This is a genomic window from Aquitalea sp. USM4 (assembly GCF_004328945.1).
Classification (GTDB): domain Bacteria; phylum Pseudomonadota; class Gammaproteobacteria; order Burkholderiales; family Chromobacteriaceae; genus Aquitalea; species Aquitalea pelogenes.
In genome coordinates, this window is the sequence record NZ_CP029539.1 from 2100123 (window position 1) to 2124512 (window position 24390).

Below are 24390 nucleotides of genomic sequence, written 5' to 3' on the forward strand. Positions count from 1 at the left end.
GGCTGCTGATGTGCCGGATGCATGGCAGCATCGATCAGGAGCGCCGCCATGAACTTGTCCCCACTGGCCTTGCGGGCCGCCACCTTGCTGGCGGAACACAATCTGCCCGCTGCCTTGCAGGCGGCGCAGGCCTGTTTGCAGGCCGAGCCGGACAATGCGCCGGTGTGGAATCTGCTGGGCGTCTGCGCGGCCCGGCTGGGGCAGGGCGAACTGGCCGAACAATGCTGGCAGCAGGCTTTGCAGCTGGATGCCAGCGTGGCCGATGCCCATTACAACCTGGGCTGCCTGTACGCTGAAACCGGTCGGCCGGAACAGGCCGAACAGCACTACCGCGCCGAATTGCAGCGTCAGCCGGACCACCCGGCAAGCCTCGGCAATCTGGCCAGTCTGCTGGCCGATGGCGGCAGGCCGGACGCAGCGCAAGCTTGCTGGGAAGCATTGCTGCGCGTGCAGCCACACGATGGCGCTGCTCTGGCCGGGTTGGCGCAGTGTCATCAGCAGCGGGGCAACCCTGCTGCTGCCGAGGCTTGCTGGGAGCAGTTGCTGCAGCAAGATCCGCATCACCTGGTTGCCCTCAACAATCTGGCCCTGCTCCACCAGCAGCAACAGCGTTGGGCGCAGGCCGACAGCCTGCTGCAGCACGCCTTGCAACAGCCAGACCCGCCTGCAGAAATCTGGCTGAATCAGGCCAATGGCCTGTTGCTGCAAGGCAAGGCCGAAGCTGCACATGCGCTGCTGCAGCAAGGCATTGCACACCATCCGGTAGCGGCGGCCTTGCACGACGCTTTGGGCATGGCCTGCAGCGAACTACGCCTGGCCGATGCCGCAGAGCAAGCCTTGCGCACGGCCGTGCAACTGGCCCCGCAGCAGCCGCGCTTCCGGCAAAACCTGGGCTATCTGCTGCTGTCGCAACAGCGCTGGGACGAAGGCTGGCCGCTGCTGGAGGCCCGCTTGCAACGTACGCCGGGCAGCGCCGCTGTGCCGCAGATAGCTTCGCAGTGCTGGCAGGGTGAGGCACTGGCGGGGAAACACCTGCTGGTGTGGTTCGAACAGGGGCTGGGTGATGCGCTGCAATTCTGTCGCTATCTGCCCTTGCTGCAGCCCGCCCGTTTGACCGTGGTATGCCGTCCCGAACTGTTGCGCCTGCTGCAAAGCCTGCAACTGGATTGTCCGGTGGACTGGCTAGCCATGCAGCGGCTGGACATGGACTTGCCCGCGCATGATTGCCATGTATTTGCCATGAGCCTGCCGCGCTGGCTGGCTGCCGACCCGGCCTCCGTGGCAGCGGCCCGTTTTGTGATGCAGTCAGCCGCCAGGGCGCGGCCGGCTACGCGGCCTCGCAAGCTGGGTCTGGTATGGCGCGGGCATGCCCGTCATCCGTTCGACCATCATCGCTCGCTGCCGGATGTGCGACTGCTGGAACCCTTGCTGACCTTGCCCGGTATGGAATGGACCAGCCTGCAATTGCCGGTGCAGGCCGCCGAGCAGCAATGGCTGATGGGGTTTGCCAACTGCCAGGCAGCGGAAAACGGGCTGGATGATCTGGCCGCCACGGCGGCGGTACTGGGCGGGCTGGATGGCCTGGTGACGGTGGATACCGCCATGGCGCATCTGGCCGCCAGTCTGGGCTTGCCTACCTGGCTGCTCTTGTCTGCCAGCCACACCGACTGGCGCTGGGGCTGGCAGGGCGAAACCAGTGTCTGGTATCCCTCCATGCGCCTGCGCCGTCAGCAGGCTGCAGGGGATTGGACCGGGCTGATCAGCTGTCTTGCTGCCGAGCTGGCGCTGCCCGCAGCCTGATGTCTCAGTGAGGAGCGGGCGACAGCCACTTGCCCGGATTCATCAGCCCCTGCGGGTCCAGCAGTTGCTTCACCCCTTGCATCAGCTGCAAGGCAACCGGGTCCTGATAGCGTTGCAGCCAGTGGCCCTTGAGCTGGCCCACGCCGTGTTCTGCCGCCAGCGTGCCCTGATGGCGGTAGACCAGATCGTAAACAATGGCGTTGACACTGGCTTCGTCGGCGAACAGTTCCGCGTTATCGGGCCGGGTGTAGCTGATGTTGTAGTGCAGGTTGCCGTCGCCGGCATGGCCAAAGGCGATGATGCGCACGCTGGGAAAAGCGGCGCGCAGTGCTGCTTCGCATTCGGCCAGGAAGGCCGGAATGGCGGAGCTGGGCACGCCGATATCGTGCTTGATGCTGGCACCGTCGCGCTTCTGGGTTTCTGACATGGCTTCGCGCAGCTGCCACAGTTGCTGGCGCTCGGCCTCGCTGTGCGCCAGTACGCCATCGGCCAGCTGTTGCGTGCTCAGCCATTCCACCAGCTGTTGTTGCAGCGGATGACTGTCGCCACTGTCGGACAGCTCCATCAGCACCGCCCAGGGCTGGATGAAGGGCAACTGGCCCGGATGGTATTTTTCCAGCAGCTGCTGGCAGGGCTGCGACATGATTTCAAAGGTGGTCAGCCGGTCGCCAAAGGCCTGGCGCAAGGCGGACAGCAGGTCGATGGCAGCCTGGCTGCCATCCACGCCCAGCCAGGCGGTGGCGTGGGCGGTGGGCCGCGGGAACAGCTTGAGCGTGGCGGCAGTAATCAGCCCCAGCTGCCCTTCCGCGCCGATAAACAGCTGCTTCACGTCCAGCCCGCTGGTGTCCTTGCGCAGGCCGGACAGCTGGTGCAGCACGCGTCCATCGGGCAGCACCACTTCCAGCCCCAGCGTCAGTTCGCGCATGGTGCCGTAGCGCAGCACCGCCAGCCCGCCGGCATTGGTCGACAGGTTGCCGCCAATCTGGCAGCTGCCTTCACTGGCCAGCGACAGCGGAAACAGCCGGTCGGCATCGGCGGCCAGTTGTTGCAGCGTGGCCAGCGTCATGCCGGCTTCCACCGTGATGCTGTTGTTGGCGGTGTCGATGGCGCGCAGGCGGTTGAGGCGCTGCATGGCCACCACCAGTTGCTGTCCGGAGCCATCCGGCGTGGCCGCACCGCAAGTCGAGGTGTTGCCGCCTTGGGGCACCACGGCCACCTGCTGGCGCTGGCACAGCTGCAGCAGGGCCGCCACTTCGGCGGTGCTGCCCGGCAACACCACGGCCAGGGGCTGGCCCTGATAGCGGCGACGGTAGTCCAGCGTATAGGGTGCGGTATCTTCCGGCCGGATCAGCACATGGGCCGCACCGACAATGGCTGCCACGGCATCAAGGATGTGGGGCATTTCAGCCATGCTCCTGTTGCGCACGCAAGGCATCCGGCAGACCGTCGTGTTTGCCCTGCAACTGGCCGGGGCAATCTTGCCAATGGCGGTGGCCAAGTGCGCTGTTGCGCGCAGGGTGCAGCGGGTAGTGCAACTGATTGTCTTCGCGATTACGGTCCCCTACGCACAGCAGCCGCACATCGTGCGCCGTGTTGTTGAGGAAGCTGTGGGCAATGCCACTGCCGGCTGGAAAGCCTACTGCATCGCCGGGCTGCAGGCGGTGCAGCACGCCATCCAGCCAGACATCCGGTTCGCCTTCCAGTACGTAGACGAACTCGTCTTCAGTCTTTTCTGCATGGGGCCAGGAGGTGCGGCGGCCCGGTGGTAGCAATTCGTGGTGAATGCCAATGCGTTGCAGCCCAAAAAAACGTCCCAGAGGTGAGCCGATGGACAGCAATTCGCTGCTATCCGGGTAACTGGCGTTGTCCGGCTCTTGCAGTTCGCGCCAGTGTTTGATGCAGGATGGCCGTTCCATCATCTGTCCTCTTGCTGATATCAGTCCGGAATTTCCGCGGCCATCAGCTCGTCCGGATGCTGCCAGCCGGGCAACTGGCTGATGCGTTCCAGCCAGGCAGCCACGTGCGGCCAGCCGGCAATATCCAGCCCGGCATCGCCCAGCCACCACAGGTAGGCGCTGGCCGACAGGTCGGCAATGGTCAGTGTGCTGCCAATCAGGTAGGCATGACGGCTCAGCGTGCTTTCCAGCTCGTTCAGGTCCGCCTTCACCCTTTGTTCCAGCCAGTCGGTGACTTCGGCCGGCTGCGGGAAGAATTTGCGTGCCAGGCGCAGGTTGGGCAGGGAAAAGCCGATGCGATTGCTTTCCCAGCACAGCCATTCACGTACCAGCTGGCGCTCGCCCGGCGCGCCATCCAGCCGGCCGTAACTGTCGGCCAGCCATTGCAGGATGGCATTGGACTGGCACATCGGCGTGCCATCGGCCACCAGTACCGGTACTTCGCCAAAGCGGCTGGCGGCACGGAAGTCTTCCGGCCGCTCGGCACGTGGCAGGGCCAGGTCCACATGCACGTAGTCATGGGAAACATCGGCCAGCATCAGCGCCAGGCGTACTTTGTAGCTGTGTCCGGAAAAACAGTTGCCGTACAGGGTAAGAGTGGTCATGTAGTGAGGTCTTGTCGTGATGTTGATGATGCTTGTTCAGTTGCCGTGGCCAGATGCAGTGTCTGCGCCTGCGCCATTGCCGTCAACGGGCTTCACCCGCCGCCAGCCTGCGGAGGCCAGCCAGGCGGCAACAAAGGCGAAGGGGACGCAAAACAAGGCCGGATTGGCATAAGGGAACAGCGGGTGTGCATGGCCCAGCATGCCCACCCAGACTGCGGGTCCGGTCAGGATGCAAAGCAGGGCGGCCAGCATGCCGCCATAGCCGCCAGCCAGCACGCCGGACACGCGCAGCCCAGGCCAGTACAGGCCCAGCAACAGTACCGGGAAATTGCTGGACGCGGCGATGGCAAAGGCCAGCCCTACCAGAAAGGCAATGTTCAGGTTCTGGAAGCTGCTGGACAGCAGCAGTGCCACCACGCCAAGCACTACACTGGCCAGCCGCGACAGCTGCCATTCTCGCTTGGGGTCGGCCTTGCCATGGCATAGCCACAGCGCGTACAGGTCGTGGCTGATGGTACTGGCACCGCTGATGGCCAGGCCGGCCACCACTGCCAGAATGGTGGCAAAGGCCACCCCGGCAATCAGTGCTTGCAACCAGTTGCCACCCAGCAGGCTGGCCAGATGCAGCGCCGCCATATTGCCACCGCCCAGCAGTTTGCCTGCCGCGTCGTGAAAGCGGCTTTCCGGAGCCAGCAGGACCAGCGCACCATAGCCAATGATGATGTTGAGGCAGAAGAACAGGCCGATCAGGCAGGTAGCCCAGCCAGCCGAACGACGTGCGGTCCTGCTATCGGCCACGGTGAAAAAGCGCATCAGCACATGCGGCAGCCCCAGCAGGCCGAGACTGAGCCCGAGCCCCAGCGATAGCGCCTCCACCGGATTGGCCAGTGATTTGCCTGGCAGCAGCAACTGGCCGTGGTCGATTTGTGCGACGCGGGCAAACAAGGCAGGTGCACTGAAACCGAAGCGGGACAGTACACCACCGGCCAGCACCAGCGCACACAGCAACATCAGCACGGCCTTGACCATCTGGATCCAGCTGGTGGCCAGCATGCCGCCCAGCGCCACCTGCAGCACCATCAGGACAATGACCAGCCCCACCGCAAACAGATAGGGCAGGCCAAACAGCAATTGCAGTAATTTGCCTGCGCCAACCAGTTGCACGATCAGATAGCACACCGTCACGGTCAGCGAGCTGATGATGCCCAGCAGGCGTACGCGCGGGTCGTCAAAGCGACTGTTGAGCACCTCTGCCACGCTGTAACGTCCCAGTGCGCGCAGCTTGTCGGCCAGCAACAGCATCAAGAGGGGCCAGCCGGCCAGCGTACCCACGGCATAAACCAGTGAATCGTAGCCCTGGCCCACATACATGCCGATGGCACCCAGAAAGGCAGCGGCCGACAGATAGTCTCCAGCCAGTGCCAAACCGTTTTGCCAGGCAGGTAACTGCCCGCCGGCGGTATAAAAATCACCGGAGGAGTGGGTGCGTCTGGCTGCAAACAGGGTCAACAACAGGCTGGAGGCGACAAACAGCAGGAAAAACATACTGGCTGCCGTCATTCGGATTGCTTCCGGTCGCTGACGCCAACCTGCCACACGGTAATGGCCAGAAACAGTGCAAACAGCAGCAGGGCCAGCAAGATGCTGCGCGGCCAGCCCGCCACACTGCCCACTAACAGACCGGGGGCGCAGGCGATGAGCAGAAAGTAGCCCAGACAGCACAGCAGTATCAGTACGGCCAGGCTGCCGGGGCGGAGAATGCAAGACTTCATCATGAACGGTATCGCACAGGCGGAACGCAGCGGCGAGCCAGCGGGCTGCTGCTGGCCGAAACTATTTTTGCCAGTAGGTTTTGACATTAACGAATTCGTACAGGCCGAATTCGGACAATTCACGGCCATAGCCAGACGCCTTCACGCCGCCAAACGGCAGGCGCAAATCGGAGCTGGTATGACGGTTGATGAACACACTGCCCACTTCCAGCTGGCGCGCCAGCTCCCAGCCATGGGCGGTATCAGCGGTGTAGATGGAAGCGCCCAGACCAAACGGCGTGTCATTGGCCAGCCGGATGGCATCGGCCTCATCGCGTGCACGCAGGATGCTGGCCACCGGGCCGAATACTTCTTCGTGATACACGCGGCAGGACGCATTGACATGGTCCAGCACCGTGGCCGGGTAGAAAAAACCCGGCGGAGGTGGCAGCTGTCCTCCCAGCAACAGGCTGGCACCCTGATGACAGGCATCCATCACCTGTGCATGCAGGGCTTCACGCAGGTCGCCGCGGGTGAGGGGGGAGAGCGTAGTGGCAGGATGGCGCGGGTCGCCGGGGCGCAACTGGCTGGCAGCCGCGACAAAAGCGGAGACAAAGGCTTCGGCAATTTCCGGTACCACAATCATGCGTTTGGCCGCGTTGCAGCTTTGCCCGGCATCGCGAAAACGCGAGTTGACGGCATCTTGCGCGGCGGCTTCCACATCGGCATCGGCCAGCACGATGAAAGGATTGCTGCCGCCCAGCTCCAGCACCGTTTTTTTCAGATGCTTGCCAGCCAGACTGGCAATGATGCGTCCGGTATGGGTGGAGCCGGTAAAGGCCACTGCGTCGCTGCGCCGGATGGCTTCTTCAACCAGTTCATGATCTATCCAGGCAATATCCAGACAATCCAGCCCGGCTGCCCGGACCAGCTCCAGCAACAACTGTGTGCACTGCGGCACCGAGGGGGCCGGTTTGACCAGGCAGGTGTTACCCGCCATCAGGGCCGGCACGGCAAAACGCAGTAGTTGCCAGATCGGATAATTCCACGGCATCACGGCCAGTACACAGCCCAAGGGTTCAAATGCCACCCCGCTCTGGCTGGCCTGAGTGGGAATGGCTTGCGGTGCCAGCAGGGTGGGTGCCAGCTCGGCGTAATAGCGGATCAGCTGGGCCGATTTGTCGATTTCCGCCAGGCACTCTGCCGTGCGCTTGCCGACTTCCAGTGTAACCAGCGCCGCCAGTTGCTCGCGGTGTGCCTCCAGCTGGGTTGCCAGTTGCAGCAGGTGTTCGGCGCGTTGCGCCACCGAGAGCGATGCCCAGCGCGATTGGGCGGCTTTCAGGCGATCCAGGGTATGGTCGAGTTGGTCCCGGCTCCAGCCCGGACGGGTAAATACCACTTCTGCGGTGGCGGGGTTACAGCTGGTAAAGGCATTCATGGCCGGCAGGCAAAGGAATCAGCAAGAGCTGGGACTGTAACAAATCGCCCTGGCTTGTGACAGGGTTTTGTCATGTTTGCGCGCTGGGGTGCAGACAGCGCAAGCGGGCCGGGGGAGTGGACGCCGCCACATGCATCCAGACAAAAAAAGGGCCCCGTGGGGACGGGGCCGAATCTTTCAGGTGAGTGCATGGGTCAATCAAAAGAGACTTGCAGATAGAAACACCTCCTGCAATCACCCGGTTTGTACAAGCGCATGACTGCAATCGGTCTGGCGATTCTAACCAGCAGTTGCTGCGATGTTTACTGGCTTTTAGACGGTATCTGCCGACTTGCCAGATGCTCATGTCACACCGGCAACCGAAGTCAGGCCAAGTTGCAGGCCAATCACGATGGCGTGGGTCCGGTTGTTGGCATTGAGCTTGCGGATGATATTGGCGACGTGGAATTTCACCGTACGCTCGCTGATGCCCAGAATGGTGGCAATTTCCCAGTTGGTCTTGCCATGGCTCATCCAGTGGAAAATGTCGAACTCACGCTGGGACAGCGGCATGGTGGCCGGTGCTGCCGGGGCCAGATTGGCCACCCGGCCTGCTGCCTGGCGCAAATGCAGCAACAAGGCATTCAGCATTTCCGTCAGCTGGCTGTCCTTGCCGATTTCACTGCCGGAAACCGACAGTACACACACCAGGTTCTGGCGCTCGGACAGTGCGCTGAAACTTACCCCGTTGCCCATGCCGATTGAATTGAGTTCCTGGATGAACTGCTTTTCCTGCTGCCCCTTGGCGCGGGAAAACTTGTCAGCCCAGTGGATGGGCCCCTGGCCCATGACCGAGCGCAGGATGGGATCGCAACTGATGTAGTTGTGATCCATGTAATGGGACACCCAGTCTTCGGGAAAACTGACATTGACCACCTTTTCCACCCGCTGCAACTGCTGGTGCTGGTTGATGCGCCCAAGGGTAATCACCATGTGCTTGGTGGGCAGTTGGGTCTGCAGGTGGTCCAGATAGAGTTTGAATTCGTTTTCGGTTTCTATCTGCCCTGCATCGTGTATCCACTCCAGCAGGGTTTTCTGGCTGGATGGGGTCAGGTTGGCCGGTAGTGGCTGTGTGAACGGAAGCTTGTTGTGCATGATGACGTGACCTTCATATTCGGGTGGTCAGGACGGTGGTCCGCTTCTAACGTTCCAGCGTTAATCATCAAGAGGTGGCTCCGTGACATCGTGCCTGGCTCCATTGCGATGGTTGCTGGTTGATCTGGAGTGTATTAAGCACTTGGCAAGTGAAACCAGTGGGCAGAATGCCAAGTAGAGCGATCGGCATGCTGAATAAGTAATTTCTCTGTACTTGCTGGGATTTGGAGGAAATTTCTGGCTGTTTTGAACGGAATTTCCGGCAATCAAGTCGATTCCTGGATGGCTTGTTGCATCTCTTTCCGTGCAGCCTGCGTCACGGGGATGAATGCTACCCGCGTCGCTCTTGATCAAAAGCATGGTGAATGGAGGGCTGACGAGTGCAAGATGCCGGTATGCAGTCATGACATGACCAAGGACTGCGCTGAGAGAGTGGTGGGTAGCTGATTGCACAATCTTGATCAAAAGGCTGTTGCCAAGCCCGTTTTCCCTGCTATCACTTGATGGATAAGCTTGGAAATTTGACGTGAAACTGGGTGTTTATTTTTGAAAGTGAAGCCTGATTCTGTGCTGCCTGCATGGGCAGACCGAACCGGTTTGTGAAATTTGAAACAGATTACTGGTATTTCAGCGCGGAAAGGAAAGTCAAACTTCATTATTCACTGGAACTGGTGTACGCTTTTTAAAGAAGAACTACTTAATAATGAAGCTGGCAAATCATGTGGCTGGGGCGGGGATGGTCTTCATCAAAGCAGCCGTATGGGTTTAATGCCGCTCAGGGAACGTTTCTGCTATGGATACTTTAAAAGCTTTGATGGTCTTCATGACCACCGCCGAGAACGGCAGCTTCTCGGATGCTGCAAGAAAACTCGGCGTATCGCCGGCGGCTATCAGTCAAAGCATTGCCCGACTGGAGCAGGAGCTGGAGGTGCGTCTGTTCAACCGGACCACCAGGCAGTTGACGCTGACCGAGGATGGTCGTCGTTTTTACGCCCAGTGCCGAGGACCGGTGAACAATCTGGATTCGGCCATCAACCAGCTCAAGGCCAGTCGTGACGAGCCGGCTGGCCATCTGCGCGTGAGCATGCCCAATTCTTTTGGCCGTCGTTTCATTCTTCCCATCATGGGCGAATTCTGCGAACGCTATCCCAAGGTGCGGGTGTTTTTTGGCCTGGACGACCATTTCAGCGATTTGATCGAAGATGGTTACGACGTTGGCGTGCGTATCGGCATGATGCCGGATAGCCGCATGGTGGCGCGCAACCTGGCGCAGATTCCGCAGTATGTGGTGGCGTCGCCCGAATACTGGGACAAGAACGGCCGCCCGGAAACGACCGAAGAATTGAGCAACCACGATTGCATCAACTTCCAGTTTCCTACCTCCGGCCGTTTGTACAAGTGGGAATTCGACCGCCGCGGCGAGCGTATTCCGCTGGAAGTGACCGGCACGTATACCCTGAACGAGATGGAAGCCGTGTGTGAGCTGGCACGTCTGGGCATGGGTGTGGCACAGCTGCCGGGGCACGAGGTGGTGCACCTGATTCGCAGTGGCGAGCTGGAGCCGGTACTGACCGATGTGGTGTCGCTGGAGCGTTCCATTTACATCTGCTTCCCGCATCGCGACCACATCGCGCCGCGTACCCGCGTCTTTGTGGACTTTGTGGTGGAGAAGCTGGCCGATCATCCGGATATCATGGCGGATCTGCCGGGGCTGGATTTGTCCGCCAAACGCAAGGCGGCAGCGCAGCTCATGGGCTGATGCCAGTCTGTTTGCCAATAAACAAAGCCCGGCATGTGCCGGGCTTTTTGCTGTTTGTCTGTCAGACCCGTTTACACGGCCATGAAGCGTTGCAGCGGTGTGGCGCTCCAGTCCACGCTGTCCAGCAGGTTCTTCACGATCAGCCCCAGCTCGGTATCCCCTTCAATCACCAGTTTGCGGTTGAAGAACAGGGTGTCCGGGTCTTCTTCGCGCAGCATCATGCGGGCAAAGTCGGCCAGGTTGGCCGCCAGGCGCAGGTCGGGTTCTGACGGGGTGCTGTCCACGCTGAAACGCGCGTCGTCTGCGGTGAAGCGCAGGCGCATGTCGGCATCCAGAATATGGACTTCAAAGCTGTGCCCGGCCAGCAGGCTCATGTCTACCGGCAGGATGTCGCGCTTTTTCAGTTGATTGAGCGTGGTGACCAGCGCCCAGCAGGGCGGTGTGCTGGGCAGTTTGCCCAGTATGCTGGCCAGCTTTGCCGGCAGGGTCAGGTCAGGAATGTGCATGGCTGGTTTCTCCTATGGCGCTGATGCCGGCACTGCCGCGCCAGTAACCGTCCACCAGCAGGCTGTCGGAATACGGGCTGAGGTCCACTTCGCCGGTAGTGCGTGATTCGATGGCAGCAACAGCCTGCTGGTAGCCCTGTACTACCTGGGCCGTGTGTTGCCACTGCGGGCTGATGCGCAGGGCGGTAATGCCCATGGCGCTGATGTCGGCCAGGTGTGGCAGCAGGGACTGGCAGCCGTCGGACATGGTCTGGATGCCGTTGATGGTGAGGAAGGCCTGTTGTTCGCGCGTGTTCAGGCGCAGGCCGTCCGGGTGCTCCATGCAGCGGAACTGGCAGTCGTCCTTGGACAGGTTGTAATGCCGCGCGGTGAAGCAGCGCGCGGACAGTGCCAGTGGCAGCCTGCCCCAGGCAAACAGCTCGGTTTCGATCTGTACGCCATTGAACGCCGCCTGACCCAGTACAGCAGACAGGGTGTCGCGGTCCATTTCCACCGGCGGAATCCAGCGCCGCGCGCCCAGTGAGCGGATCAGCGCCAGGGTGTCGGCGTTGTAGATATTCAGGTGATGACCGGCAACAAAGGGCTGGCCTTGTTGCTGCGCCAGCCGGGCTGCGCCCAGATCATTGGCTTCCAGCTGCAGTTCGCCGTTTTCCACCAGCTTGCGCAGGCGGCGCAAGTCGGATTCGCTTTCGATCAGCGCCTGGCTGGACAGCACCACCTGGCGTCCGCTCTGGGCCAGTTCGCGTCCCAGGCTGATCCAGTCCTGGCCGCGCAATTGCTGGCGGCGCGAGCAGACCGCCTCGCCCAGATAAATGGTTTCCAGCGGCCAGTCGGCGGCCTCGCTGTAAAAGCGCAGGATATCGTCGCGGGACCAGTAAAACAGTACCGGGCCCAGTGTCAGTTGCAATTTTTTCATATCAGGCCTGCTTGTGAGGCCGGCAAGGCAGCTTGCCCGCCGGCACACGGTATGTCATTTCCAGGGCCGGTTGTAGGCACCCAGCGTCTGCTGCTGGCCTTCCGCCAGCTTGGACAGGGCCTGGGTCCAGGCGGGCTTGACGGCAAAGCGCTGCTTGTCCCGGCCTGCGGCATCCAGCGCCTCGCGCAGCGTGCGGGTGACCTGGGCCACGTAGGCCGGGCTGCGCTGGCGGCCTTCCACCTTGATGGCCGCCACGCCGATGTCGATGATCTGCGGCAGCATGCTCATCACGTTCAGGCTGGTGGGTTCTTCCAGTGCGTAGTAGGTATCGCCTTCCACTTCAAAGCGCCCTTTGCACAAGGTGGGGTAGCCCGCCGGTTCGCCCTGCTGGTATTCGTCGATCAGGATGCCGTTCAGCCTTGCTCCCAGTGCTTGCTGGCCATGTTCCCAGCGCACGAACTTGGCTGGCGAGCACACGCCATGGCTGTTGGGTGATTCGCCGGTGGCATAGCTGGACAGCAGGCAGCGGCCTTCCACCATCACGCACAGGCTGCCAAAGCCGAATACCTCGATTTCCACATTGGTGTGGTCAATCACCTGCTTGACCTGATCCAGCGTCAGCACGCGCGGCAGGACAGCTCGGCGGATGTCGAACATGTCCTGGGCCAGCTTGATGGCTTCGTAATTGGTGGCGGAGCTTTGCACCGACATGTGCAGGCGCAGGTCCGGGTAACGGTCGCGCGCGTATTTCATCAGGCCGATGTCGGCCAGGATGATGGCGTCCACGCCCAGTGCCGCACCTTCGTCGATGGCGCGATGCCAGCGGCTGATGTCGCCGCCCTGGGCATAGGTGTTGATGGCCAGCAGCACCTTGCGGCCATGCTGGTGCGCGTAGTGGATGCCTTCGCGGGCGGTACGGTCGTCAAAATTCAGCCCGGCAAAGTTACGGGCATTGGTATCGTTTTTCAGGCCGAGGTAGACGGTGTCGGCACCGTTATCCACGGCTGCCTTGAGGGCAGGCAGGCTGCCCGCCGGACAAACCAGCTCCGGCAGGGGGCGTGTGGCAGGCATGATGGCAAAATGTCGGCAATTGAAACCGCCAGACATTAGCAGAGCGTTGCAGCGCGGGACTTGTTCTGGGTCAAGTCGCCGGGATGGTGTGGGGCTGGGCGTGGCCGGGATGGCACAGGCCATCCCTCATCCTGGAGTCCGGGTCAGAACGGCAGCACCAGTTTGGTCTTGGCCACCAGCACGATATACGCCACCACCAGCAGCGCACAGAGCAGGGCGATGCTGCGTATCTGCTTGGTGCGGCCGCGCTTCAGCGCAATGGTACCCAGCGCCACATAAGCCAGCAGGCCGGCTATCTTGGCCAGCAGCCATGGCGTTTGCAGCAGCGGCCAGCCGCCCACCACCACCAGGGTGATGCCCAGTGCCAGCAGCGCGGTATCAATCACATGCGGCAGGATGCGCAGCAGCTTGCTGGCCAGGATTTGCTGTTTGTCGGCCAGCATCAGCCCGCCACGCAGCGCGAACAGGGTGATGGTGAGATAGGCCATGCCCATGTGGGCGTGTTTGAGAATCTGGTAAGTGTTCATGCCTGCGTCTGCCATTTATGCCTTCTGCATGGGGTGATGAGGGCCAAAGGCTGATGGTACACTGAAGCCTTCGTTTCATCAGCGTTCCCGACCATGCTTTTTCTCTATCAGTCCAATCGCCTGGAGCAATTGGGCCAGCTTTATGCCGCCATGTTGCAGGCACAGCCGCTGAGCGACCCGTTTGCCGCCGAAACGGTGATCGTGCAAAGCCGGGGCATGGGGCGCTGGATGACGCTGGACCTGGCGCAGCAATGCGGCATTGCCGCCAATACCGACTTTGTCTTGCCCGCTGCCTTTGCCTGGCGGCTGATGCAAAAGGCCATTCCCGGCTTGCCACGCAAGTCATCGTTCAGCCCGGAAGTGCTGAGCTGGCGGCTGATGGAACTGCTGCCCACCCTGCAAGGCGAGGTGTTTGCCCCCTTGCAGCGCTATGCCGCCGGTGGCGAGGCCGCTGCGTTCGAGCTGGCTGGCAAGGTGGCTGATATTTTCGACCAGTACCTGGTGTTCCGCCCGGACTGGATCCGCGCCTGGGAAGCCGGAGAACGGCTGGATCTGGGCGATGACGAAGCCTGGCAGGCCGCGCTGTGGCAGCAACTGGCAGCACAGGACCCGGCCCGTCACCGCGTACGCATGCTGGATGAATTCTTTGCCGCCTTGCGGCCGGAACACCTGCCGGAGCGCATCACCCTGTTCGGCATTGCCAGCCTGGCACCGATGTATCTGGCGCTGATCAAGCGGCTGGCCGAACTGACCGATGTCTGCCTGTTCACCCTCAACCCCTGCGAAGCTTACTGGGGCGATATTGTCGATAACCGGCGCAAGCTCAAGCTGCGGGAAAAGGGTGATCTGTTCGCCACCGAAGGCCACCCGCTGCTGGCCTCGCTGGGCAAGCAGGGGCGCGACTTTTTCGAGCTGATTGCCGCTGATGCCGAGCTGGACGCCCGGCCCTTGTTTGCCGAACCGGCCGGTGACAGCCTGCTGGCGCGCTTGCAGCGCGACATCCTGCAATTGCAGATGCCGGGCGAGGATGGCCAGTGGCTGGCGGCGGATGACGGCTCGGTGGAGCTGCATGCCACCCACGGTCCGATGCGCGAACTGGAAGTACTGAAAGACCGCCTGCTGGCCATGCTGGCGGAAGACCCCTCGCTCAGCAGCGCCGACATTGCCGTGCTCACCCCCGATATCAACAGCTATGCACCGTATATCGACGCGGTGTTTGGCAAGCGCGACGATGCGCCCAGCCTGCCCTATGCCATTGCCGACCGGCAGGTGGAGCGGGAAGAACCCTTGCTGGCCGCCATCGGCACGCTGTTGCAGTTGCTGGATTCCCGCTTTGCTGCCGATCAGGTATTGGCTTTGCTGGACAGCCCGGCGCTGTTGCAACGCTTTGGCCTGCAAGCCGAAGACCTGCCCTTCATCCAGGACTGGGTGCGGCAGAGCGGCATCCGCTGGGGCCGGGATGCCGCGCACAAGGCGGCACTGGGCCTGCCGGCCGACCCGCTGTTTACCTGGCGCTGGGGGCTGGACCGCCTGCTGTTGGGCAGCATCCTGCCACCGGCCATGGCCGGGGATGACAGCGGCCTGTTTGCCAACCTGCTGCCGCAGGGTGGCGCGGGCGGGCAACTGGCCGAGGTGCTGGCCCGTTTTGCCAACTGTTATGCCGTGCTGGATGAATTGGCGGTCAGCTGGGCCACGCCAGCCAATGCCGCCGACTGGGCGCTGCGTCTGCTGGAAGGCATTGACCGGCTGTTTGCCGTGGATGACGAAGGCGAAGCCGCGCTGGGTGTGGTGCGCGATGCGCTGCAGGAACTGGTGGACGATGCCGCCATGGCCGGTTTCACCCAGGCCTTCAGCCTGCCGGTATTGCGCGACTGGCTGCAACGCAAGCTCACCATGGCCTCGCCGCTGGGCTTTTTGTCCGGTGGCGTCACCTTTTGCGCCATGGTGCCGATGCGTTCCATTCCCTTCAAGGTGCTGTGCCTGATCGGCATGAATGACGGGGCATATCCGCGTGACGAGCGCCCGGTCAGCTTCGACCTGGTGGCGCGTCATCCGCGCCGGGGCGACCGTTCACGCCGCTTTGACGACCGCTACCTGTTTCTGGAAGCCATCCTGTCGGCCCGCCAGCGGCTGTATCTGTCCTATGTCGGCCTGTCTGCCCGCAATAACGAGCCGCTGCCGCCCTCGGCGCTGATTGCCGAATTGCTGGACTGCTTCAAGGCCATGTGTGGCGAAGCCGCTGCGGCACAACTGCTGGTGCGACATCCCTTGCAACCGTTCTCGCCGCGCTGCTACGACGGTAGCAATCCCCAGCTTGCCAGTTTCGACCCGAGCTATGCTGCCGCACTGGCGGCACCGCCAGCCCAGCCGCAGCCCTTTGCCTGCGTGCTGCCACCCTTGCAGTCGCTTGCGGTGGTTCACGTCAATGACTTCATCCGCTTCTGGAAGAACCCGCCGCGCGCCTGGCTGGCCGAGCGGCTGTCCATCCGCTTGCAAGGACAGGAAGAAGAACTGCCGGTACGCGAACCCTTCAGCGTGGACCGCGATGCCAGCCGCACCATGCGCACCCAGCTGGTACAGCGCATGCTGGCCGGCAAACCGGTGGCACCGGTGCGCCAGCGTCTGGTGGGGGCCGGCTTGCTACCACCCGCACAACTGGGGCAGGCCTGGCTGGGCAGCGAAACCGCCAGCGCAGCGCGTCTGGCGCATCGCCTGCCTGCTGTGCTGACCGAAGCCACCTTGCCGCCGCTGCCCATCAGCCTCACCCTGCATGGCACCACGCTGGCCGGGGAACTGGGAGGGCTGCGCCCGGAAGGGCAGATCCGGCTGGTGATTGGCAAGATGAATGCCGCCGAACGGCTGGAGTGGTGGCTGACCCACCTGCTGCTGTGTGCCACCCGTCCGGCAGGCATTGCCTGCCAGTCCATGCTGTACGACGACAGCGGCCATTACCGACTGGATGACGAAGCGGATGCCGCCGGGCTGCTGGAAGCCTGGGTGGTGCGCTGGCAGCAGGGCCAGCAACAGCCATTGCCCTTCTTTGGCCGCACCAGCTGGGCCTATGCCGAACAGCTGTTCAAGCAGAACGATGCCCCGCAGCTGGCACTGGAAAAGGCGCTGGACAAGTGGGACCCCAGCTTTGTCGGTGACTTTGCCGCCCCGCAATGTGAAGAACCGGTCAACCGGCTGGTGTTCCGTCACCAGGACCCGCTGGCCGATCCGCTGTTTGCCCAATTGGCAGAAACCCTGTTGCTGCCACTGGTGGCCAGACTGGAGGGGCAGGCATGAGTCTGCAAGTACTGGACGCCCTCAACTGCCCGCTGGCAGGCGTCAATCTGATCGAAGCCTCGGCGGGTACGGGCAAGACCTGGACCATCGCCGCGCTTTACCTGCGTTTGCTGCTGGAAGATGTGGACGGCGAAGCGCCGCCGGGCATCGACAGCCTGCTGGTGGTGACCTACACCAAGGCCGCCACTGCCGAGCTGCGTGAACGCCTGCGCCAGCAACTGAGTGATTTTCTCGAGGTATTACAGGACAAGCCCACCGGCAACCCCTTCTTGCAGGCGCTGGCGGCCCGTTTTGCGCCGGGCAGCGTGCGGGAACTGGCCATGCAGCGCTTGCAAGCGGCCATCAGCGGTTTTGATGCCGCCGCCATCTACACCATTCACGGCTTCTGCCAGCGCGTGCTGACCGACGCCGCCTTTGAAAGCGGGCAAACCTTTGCTGCCGAACTGGTCAGCGATGACGACCGCCTGCTGGTGGAAGTGGTGGACGACTTCTGGCGTCAGCGCGTGGTAACCAGCCCCTTGCTGTCGCAGGTGCTGGCCGAGGCCGGGGAAACGCCCGATGGCTGGCTGGCAGAAATCCGCCCCTGGCTGGCCAAACCCTATTTGCAGCTGGTGCAGCCTGCCGCGCATGATTTGCAGCAGGCCTTGCAGCAGGTGGAACAGCACTGGCACGCGCTGGCCGCCGACCCGGCTACTATCCAGGCCGGGTTTGATCTCTTGCTGGCAACGGCAGGTTTCAAGGCCACCAGTCACAGCCCGGCCCAGCTGGAGCGCAGCATGGACGAGCTGCAACAGTGGCTGGCCGAACCGGACAGCCTGCCCATTATCGGCAAGGATGCGCTCAAACAGCTCACCCGGCTGACTCCGGCCGCGCTGGCCAAGGGCATGAAGAAAGGCTTTGTCGCGCCTGAGCATGCATTGTTCCAGCGCATTGGCGACTGGCTGGAGGCCTGGGACGGCTATCTCGCCCAGCTGCAACTGTCGCTGGCGGGCCTCAAGCTGGAACTGATTGACTGGGTCAACCAGGAGCTGGCGCGCCGTCGCAGTCAGGAGCGGGTGCGCAGCTTTGACGACCTGCTCACCGAACTGGGCGACGCGCTGGCCGACCCGGTTGGCGGTGCACAGCTGGCTGCGGCGGTGGCGCGCAGCTTCCGCGTGGCGCTGATTGATGAATTCCAGGATACCGACCCCATCCAGTACAGCATTTTCCAGCAGTGTTTTGCCGTGCAGCAGCGGCCGCTGTTTCTGGTGGGCGACCCCAAGCAGGCCATTTACAGCTTCCGCGGGGCGGATATCTTTGCCTATCTGGACGCCCGCAGCGACGCCCCCAGCGCCCAGCACTACTCGCTGGATACCAACCGCCGTTCCGACGTGCCGCTGGTACACACCGTCAACCAGCTGTTCAGCCGCACGCGTCCGTTCCTGCTGGATGAAATTGCCTACCAGCCAGTGCATGCTGCGCCCAGCTCCGGTGCGGTACTGGAGGTGGACGACGATGATGCCGCATTTACCGTGCTGTGGCAGGAGCCAGAAACCGACAAGCCGCTGAACAAGGACAGTGCCGCCCGAGCCAGTGCGCAGGGCTGCGCCCATGAAATTGCCCGCCTGTTGACGCTGGCCGGGCAAGACCGGGCCGCCATCATCAAGAATGCCCAGCGTCGTCCGCTGCGTGGCGGTGATATTGCCGTGCTGGTGTCCACCCACCGCCAGGGCGACCAGATGCGCCAGGCGCTGGCTGAACGCGGCGTGCCCAGCGTGGCGCTTACCCAGGAAAGTGTGTTTGCCAGCCGGGAGGCCGGTGAGATGCTGGCCCTGCTGCGCGCCTGGGCCGAGCCGGCCAGTGAAAGCCGCCTGCGTGCGGCACTGGTGACCGAACTGTACGGGCTGGATGCCACCTCATTGCTGGCCGACGTGGAAGACGAAGCGCGCTGGGAGGCCCGTTTGCTGGCCAATGCGGCCGATCATCAGCGCTGGCTGGAACATGGCTTCATGCGCGCCTGGCGGCAGTTCATGGCGCGCGAGCAACTGGCCGTGCGCCTGCTGCCCTTGCCCGATGGCGAGCGGCGGCTGACCAATCTGTCCCATCTGGCCGAGCTGCTGCAAAGCGAAACCGACCGCCGCCATGGCATGGCACCCTTGCTGGCCTGGCTGGAGGGCAGGGTGGCCAACCCGCCAGGCGGTGAAGAAGCCATGCTGCGGCTGGAAAGTGATGCCGCGCTGGTGAAAATCGTCACCATCCACACCTCCAAAGGCCTGCAATATCCGGTGGTGTTCTGCCCTTATCTGTGGGATGGCGCGCTGGAACGACGCAATACCAGTTTCTGGCGCTACCGTGCCGCTGAACGCGCCATGCTGGCACCGGACGTGCTGGCCGACGCCGCCGTGCGTCAGCAAGCCGCCAGTGAAATGCTGGCGGAAAAACTGCGCCTGCTCTACGTGGCGCTGACCCGTGCCCAGCACCGGCAATACCTGGCCTGGGGCTGGGTGAAGGACATGCACACCGCCGCGCTGTCCTGGTTGCTGCATGCGCAGGATTGCCCCGATCTGGCTGCGCTGCGCGAGCTGGAGCTCACCGCCGCCCAGCTAGCCAGCCAGCTGGTGACGTGGCAGCAAGCCCTGCCACAGGCCATGACATTGCGCGCGCTGGAGCAGGGGCTCAACCCCTTGCCTCTGGCGCAAGACAGCCGGCAGGACTATAGTGCGCGCCTGTTCGAGCGGACGGTTTACAGCCCTTGGCGAGTGGCCAGCTTCACCTCGCTTGCCCACGGGCAGAGCGGCAAGTCCAGCGAGCGACCCGACCACGACAGCACGCCGCAGCAAGTTGTGCCAGCGCAGCAGGAAGATGCGTTGCCGCCGGATAGCCCGTTTGCCTTTCCGCGTGGCGCGCGCGCTGGTACTTGCCTGCACGCCATGTTCGAAAACATCGACTTCGGCATGGCTGATGAAGAACTGCAGGCCCCGGTGGCCGAGCAATTGCGACGCCATGGTTTTGCCGAGGAATGGCAGCCAGCCGCCATGCAGTTGCTGCGCCAGACGCTGGATGCCGAACTCGACCCCGGTGTGCGCTTGTCGGCGGTGCCTGCCGGACAAAAGCTGGTGGAAATGGAATTCACCCTGCCGGTACGGCAACTGGACGTTGCCGCCCTGCGTGCGGTGCTGGCCGACCCTGCCCATGGCCTGGCCGAGCCGCTGCGCCAGGCCGCAGCGGAGCTGGATTTCCACACCGTGCGCGGCTATCTCAAGGGCTTCATCGACCTGGTGTTTGCCGTGGACGGCCGCTTTTATCTGGTGGATTACAAGTCCAACCACCTGGGCAATCAGCCGGACGACTATGCCCCGGCGCAACTGGTGCAGTCGGTGGCGCGTGAACATTATTATTTGCAGTACCTGATTTACTGCGTGGCGCTGCGTCGCTATTTCAGCGCCCGCCAGCAGGATTTTGCCAGCCGCTTTGCCGGGGTGCGTTATCTCTATCTGCGCGGCATGGGGCAGCCCGGTATGGGGGTGTGGTGCGACCAGCCTTCCGCCAGCCTGTTGGCTGCGCTGGATGATTTGCTGCGTTGACGGGAAGGGGTTGAAGGGAATGGGCATTGCCTTGCCATTGGCATGGAGTAGACTGCTAAACATCAGCCCCGCCTCACAAGGCGGGCAAGCACAATGGCTGCGATGCGGCCGGGGAGACAGGAATGTTTGAATCGGCAGAAATCGGCCACGCCATCGACAAGGACACTTATCGCCAGCAGGTGCCGGTATTGCGCGAAGCGCTGCTGGACGTGCAGTACGACCTGAAGGAAAAGGCCGATTTCCCGGTGTTGATCCTGATTCACGGTTTTGACGGCGCGGGCCGTGGCGAAACCATGAACCTGATCAACGAATGGCTGGACCCGCGGCTGATCGACACCGTGGCCTTCTCCACGGCCAATGACGAAGAACGCGCCCGCCCGTGGATGTGGCGCTACTGGCAGAAGCTGCCGGCCAAGGGACGTATCGGCATGTTTTTTGGTTCTTACTACTCGGATGCCCTGTTCGACCGGGTGTACGAGCAGATCGACCACGACGCCTTCGACCGCGAAATATTCGACATCATGCGGCTGGAACGCATGATCAGCCAGGATGGCGCGCTGATTCTGAAATTCTGGTTCCACCTGACCAAGGACAAGCAGCGCAAGCGCCTGAAAGAACTGGAAAAAGACCCGGCCACCCGTTGGCGCGTGACGGCGGACGACAAGGCCAATATGGAGCGCTACGACACCATACGCAAATATGGCGAGCACATGATCCGCCTCACCAATACCGCCTACGCGCCGTGGATCGTGGTGGATGGCGAGGATGCCAATTTCCGCAGCCTGACCGTAGGGCAGACCATTCTCAAGGCCATCCGCAACCGCATGAGCCAGAACGGCCATGTGGTGGATGCCTCGGAAGCGCCGCCCTTGCTGGCCCCGATTGACGACAAGGTGATCCTGGACACACTCAAGCTGGACCAGGACATGGACAAGGCCACCTATAAGAAACGGCTGGCCGAGCTGCAAGGCAGGCTCAACAGCCTTACCCGCGACGAACGCTTTCGCAATCATTCGCTGGTACTTGCCTTTGAAGGCAATGATGCCGCCGGCAAGGGCGGTACCATCCGTCGCATTACCCAGGCACTGGATGCCCGCAGCTACCGGGTGATTCCGGTGGCCGCCCCCACCGAGGAAGAGCGCGCCAAACCCTGGCTGTGGCGCTTCTGGCGCCGGGTGCCGGGCAAGGGCGGCATCACCATCTTCGACCGCACCTGGTATGGCCGCGTGCTGGTGGAACGGGTGGAAGGCTTTGCCCGCGAACCGGACTGGATGCGGGCCTATTACGAAATCAACGACTTCGAGCACCAGCTGTGCGAAAACGGAGCCATCGTGCTGAAGTTCTGGCTGGCCATCAGCAATGAAGAACAGATGGCCCGCTTCAAGCTGCGCGAAGAAACCGGCTTCAAGCGTTTCAAGATTACCGAGGAAGACTGGCGCAACCGTGAAAAATGGGATGCCTACAAACTGGCAGTCAGCGATATGGTCGATCGCACCAGCACCAGCAAGGTGCCGTGGACACTGGTGGAAGCCAACAACAAATACTATGCCCGCATCAAGGTGCTCAGCACCATTTGCAATGCGCTGGAGGCCAGACTGGGTGCGTAGTGTCCTGTTGCTGCTGTGCTGCCTGCTGCTGATGCCGGTGCAGGCGGCTGAAGTCAATCTGCGGGCCGGGGTGGTGGTGGACAATGCCGGCCCCTATAACTTCACGCCGGACAGCCCGATGGCCGGTATCTACCGCGAGGTGCTGGAGCATATCGGCAAGCACAGCGGCGTGCGTTTTGACATCGAATATTACCCGGCCCTGCGCATCGAGCAGTTGTTCGAGGTAGGCAGGCTGGACGTTGAAGTCGGGGTCAATCCCTCCTGGCGCAGTATGTCACCGGTGGGCGGGTTTTATACCCAGCCCATCGGCACCCTGGAGTTCCAGCTATGCAGCCGACCGGGCGGCAGCCGGCTGCGCAATCTGGAAGAACTGCGTGGCCAGCGCATCGGCCTGTTGCAAGGGCAGCCGCTGGTCAGCTTTGCCGCCGATTTGCAGCGCTATGGCATACGCTATGAAATGTCCCAGGGCGAGAACGAGGCACTGAGCAAGCTGCGCCTGGGGCGCTTGCAGGCGCTGGTGCTGGAAAAGCGCCAGATTGAGCGCATGAACATGATTCCCGAAGAGCTGCGCTGCGAGCCGGGCGGGGTGATTGCCGTGCAGCCGGTGATGCTGCGCATACACCCGCAATATCGCCAGTGGCTGCCGGCACTCAATCGCGCCATCGCCCAACTGCAGGCCAGTGGCAGACTCAAGGCCATTTTCCAGAAACCACGCGGATGAACACCGTTTTAGCTACCCCGACCGAGCCGCAGCTGGCCACCCAATTGCGCCAGTTGTTCCTGCGGCTGGACCCGGCACTGGATGACAGCGTACTGGCCCTGCTGGGTGAACTGGCTGCCGCCAACCAGAGCGGACACGTCTGCCTGCCCATCGGCCACCGTCCGGAGCGACAGCGCTTGCAAGCCTCGCCGCTGCTGGGGGAGCCGGGCAGTTATGCACCCCTGATTCTGGATGCCGCCAGCCGCTTGTACTTTGCCCATCACTGGTTTGACGAACAGTGCCTTGCCCGGCAACTGGCCCGCCTGGCTGCCACGCCGCTGCCACAGGACGCCCATGCAGTCGCCCAGGTACTGGAGCAGCTGTTTCCCCCCGGCCAGAGCACAGGACCGGACCGGCAAAAGCAGGCCGCAGCCCTGGCTGCACGCCAGCGCCTGCTGGTGGTGTCCGGCGGCCCCGGCACCGGTAAAACCACCACGGTGGTGCGTTTGCTGGCCATGTTGGCCATGCTGGCGGAACGACCACTGGTCATGGCCATGGCCGCGCCCACCGGCAAGGCCGCTGCCCGCATGAGCGAGTCAGTGCGCAACGCCCGTGACACGCTGCCGGTGGCCGACGCCATTCGCCAGCAGCTACCGTTACAGGCACAAACCCTGCATCGACTGCTTGGTTTGCGACCGGGCAGCGCCCAGCCGCGCTTTCATGCAGCCCAGCCACTGCCGCTGGATGTGTTGGTGGTGGATGAAGCCTCGATGATCGACCTTGGCATGATGGCGCGCCTGCTGGATGCACTGCCGTCACAGGCCAGGCTGATTTTGCTGGGCGACCGCGACCAGCTGGCCTCGGTGGATGCCGGTGCCGTACTGGGCGACCTGTGCACGCAGGTGGCCTACCGGCCGGCTACCCGTGATTGGCTGCAACATGCCGGTGCCGGGGAGCTGCCCCCGGACGAAGGTAAAGCAGGGCTGCTGGCGGACAGCGTGGTATTGCTCACCCATAGCCACCGCTTTCGCGCTGACTCGGGTATCGGCAGGCTGGCCGCGCTGGTCAACCATGGGGATGCCCTGGCAGCCTGGGCCTTGCTGCAAGCCGGGCAATACCCGGACATTGCCGCGCTCGCCCAGCTGGACGATGCCGCGCTATGGCAGCAACGCCAACCGTATCTGGCTGCCATTGCCACAGACCAGCCACTGGCCCAGATACAGGCAGCGTTTTCGCAGTTCATGCTGCTGGCCGCCCAGCGCAGCCAGGTTGCCCTGGTCAACCAGCGCATGGAACAACTGCTGGAGCAGCAAAACCGCAAACAGGCCGGGCGCGACTGGTATGCCGGTCGGCCGGTGATGATTACTGCCAATGATTACGGCCTTGGCCTGTTCAATGGCGACATCGGTTTTACCGTCGTGCGAGACAGGGGCCTGCGGGTTGCATTTCCGGCGGCCGACGGCAGCTGGCGCGAATTTGCACCGGGGCGCCTGCCGCAGCATGAAACGGTGTTTGCCATGACTGTCCACAAAAGCCAGGGCTCGGAATTCGACACCGTCTGGCTGCGATTGCCAGCCACACCGGGGCCGCTGCTTGATCGCGCCCTGGTATACACCGCCATTACCCGTGCCCGTCGCCAGTTTGCGGTGTGCGGTGACGAGGAAACCTGGCTGCAGGGCGTGAGGCTGGCCCCGGTACGGCATTCCGGTCTGGCAGATCTGTTGCTGGACGGGGGGCGATGATTTTCTGCAACACTTCCAAATGGAATAA

General features: G+C 62.6%; 18 protein-coding genes. 7 read left to right on the forward strand and 11 right to left on the reverse strand.

From position 1 onward, the window contains the following. Positions 1-48 precede the first annotated feature (48 nt). Positions 49-1800 (forward strand): tetratricopeptide repeat protein, encoded by a 1752-nt coding sequence (locus DKK66_RS09840; RefSeq protein ID WP_165494147.1) that lies wholly within the window; start codon positions 49-51, stop codon positions 1798-1800. 4 nt (positions 1801-1804) lie between these two features. Here DKK66_RS09840 and DKK66_RS09845 read toward each other — a convergent pair whose 3' ends face one another. The 7 genes from DKK66_RS09845 to DKK66_RS09875 all read right to left on the reverse strand — a co-directional run bounded on the left by DKK66_RS09845 (position 1805) and on the right by DKK66_RS09875 (position 8683). Continuing rightward, the gene (locus DKK66_RS09845; RefSeq protein WP_131357590.1) at positions 1805-3202 is read right to left on the reverse strand and encodes an FAD-binding oxidoreductase; all 1398 of its coding nucleotides are present in this window, start codon (positions 3200-3202) and stop codon (positions 1805-1807) included. A gap of 1 nt (position 3203) precedes the next feature. Further along, positions 3204-3719, reverse strand: coding sequence for a cupin domain-containing protein (locus tag DKK66_RS09850; RefSeq protein ID WP_242673605.1), 516 nt, complete (start codon positions 3717-3719; stop codon positions 3204-3206). 17 nt (positions 3720-3736) lie between these two features. After that, positions 3737-4360, reverse strand: coding sequence for a glutathione S-transferase family protein (locus tag DKK66_RS09855; protein ID WP_131357593.1), 624 nt, complete (start codon positions 4358-4360; stop codon positions 3737-3739). Positions 4361-4396: 36 nt separating this feature from the next. Next, positions 4397-5920, reverse strand: coding sequence for a cation/acetate symporter ActP (locus DKK66_RS09860; protein WP_131357595.1), 1524 nt, complete (start codon positions 5918-5920; stop codon positions 4397-4399). Further along, positions 5917-6135, reverse strand: coding sequence for a hypothetical protein (locus tag DKK66_RS09865; RefSeq protein ID WP_131357598.1), 219 nt, complete (start codon positions 6133-6135; stop codon positions 5917-5919). Before DKK66_RS09865 ends, DKK66_RS09860 begins: the two co-directional genes overlap by 4 nt. A gap of 58 nt (positions 6136-6193) precedes the next feature. Beyond that, entirely contained in the window at positions 6194-7549 is a 1356-nt protein-coding gene (locus DKK66_RS09870; protein WP_131357601.1) for an NAD-dependent succinate-semialdehyde dehydrogenase, read from the reverse strand. Positions 7550-7891: 342 nt separating this feature from the next. Continuing rightward, a complete protein-coding gene (locus tag DKK66_RS09875) occupies positions 7892-8683 on the reverse strand; it encodes a LuxR family transcriptional regulator (protein ID WP_045846712.1) in 792 nt (263 codons plus the stop codon). 793 nt (positions 8684-9476) lie between these two features. On the opposite strand from DKK66_RS09875, the gene DKK66_RS09880 reads away from it, so the two are divergent. Continuing rightward, positions 9477-10442, forward strand: a complete 966-nt coding sequence (locus tag DKK66_RS09880; protein WP_045846711.1) for a LysR family transcriptional regulator — start codon at positions 9477-9479, stop codon at positions 10440-10442. A 71-nt stretch (positions 10443-10513) separates the two neighbouring features. Here DKK66_RS09880 and DKK66_RS09885 read toward each other — a convergent pair whose 3' ends face one another. From DKK66_RS09885 to DKK66_RS09900, 4 genes are all read right to left on the reverse strand, one after another. Further along, on the reverse strand, positions 10514-10948 hold the full coding sequence (locus DKK66_RS09885) for an SCP2 domain-containing protein (protein WP_062788869.1): 435 nt from the start codon (positions 10946-10948) through the stop codon (positions 10514-10516). Then, the gene (locus DKK66_RS09890) at positions 10935-11864 is read right to left on the reverse strand and encodes a U32 family peptidase (protein ID WP_131357604.1); all 930 of its coding nucleotides are present in this window, start codon (positions 11862-11864) and stop codon (positions 10935-10937) included. The genes DKK66_RS09885 and DKK66_RS09890 overlap by 14 nt, the downstream gene beginning before the upstream one ends. Positions 11865-11918: 54 nt before the next feature. Further along, complete coding sequence (locus tag DKK66_RS09895; RefSeq protein ID WP_045846743.1) at positions 11919-12935, reverse strand: peptidase U32 family protein; 1017 nt, start codon at positions 12933-12935, stop codon at positions 11919-11921. A gap of 143 nt (positions 12936-13078) precedes the next feature. Next, entirely contained in the window at positions 13079-13477 is a 399-nt protein-coding gene (locus tag DKK66_RS09900) for a SirB2 family protein (protein WP_242673606.1), read from the reverse strand. Between the two features lie 78 nt (positions 13478-13555). Here DKK66_RS09900 and recC point away from each other — a divergent pair, with 78 nt between their 5' ends. The 5 genes from recC (at position 13556) to recD (ending at position 24362) form a co-directional block, all read left to right on the forward strand. Then, a complete protein-coding gene (recC, locus tag DKK66_RS09905) occupies positions 13556-16750 on the forward strand; it encodes an exodeoxyribonuclease V subunit gamma (RefSeq protein ID WP_131357609.1) in 3195 nt (1064 codons plus the stop codon). After that, positions 16747-20313, forward strand: coding sequence for an exodeoxyribonuclease V subunit beta (recB, locus tag DKK66_RS09910; protein ID WP_131357612.1), 3567 nt, complete (start codon positions 16747-16749; stop codon positions 20311-20313). The genes recC and recB overlap by 4 nt, the downstream gene beginning before the upstream one ends. A gap of 122 nt (positions 20314-20435) precedes the next feature. Further along, entirely contained in the window at positions 20436-21920 is a 1485-nt protein-coding gene (pap, locus tag DKK66_RS09915) for a polyphosphate:AMP phosphotransferase (RefSeq protein WP_045846706.1), read from the forward strand. Continuing rightward, a complete protein-coding gene (locus DKK66_RS09920) occupies positions 21892-22641 on the forward strand; it encodes an ABC transporter substrate-binding protein (protein WP_165494148.1) in 750 nt (249 codons plus the stop codon). Before pap ends, DKK66_RS09920 begins: the two co-directional genes overlap by 29 nt. Beyond that, on the forward strand, positions 22638-24362 hold the full coding sequence (recD, locus tag DKK66_RS09925) for an exodeoxyribonuclease V subunit alpha (RefSeq protein WP_131357618.1): 1725 nt from the start codon (positions 22638-22640) through the stop codon (positions 24360-24362). Before DKK66_RS09920 ends, recD begins: the two co-directional genes overlap by 4 nt. The last annotated feature ends 28 nt before the right edge of the window (positions 24363-24390 follow it).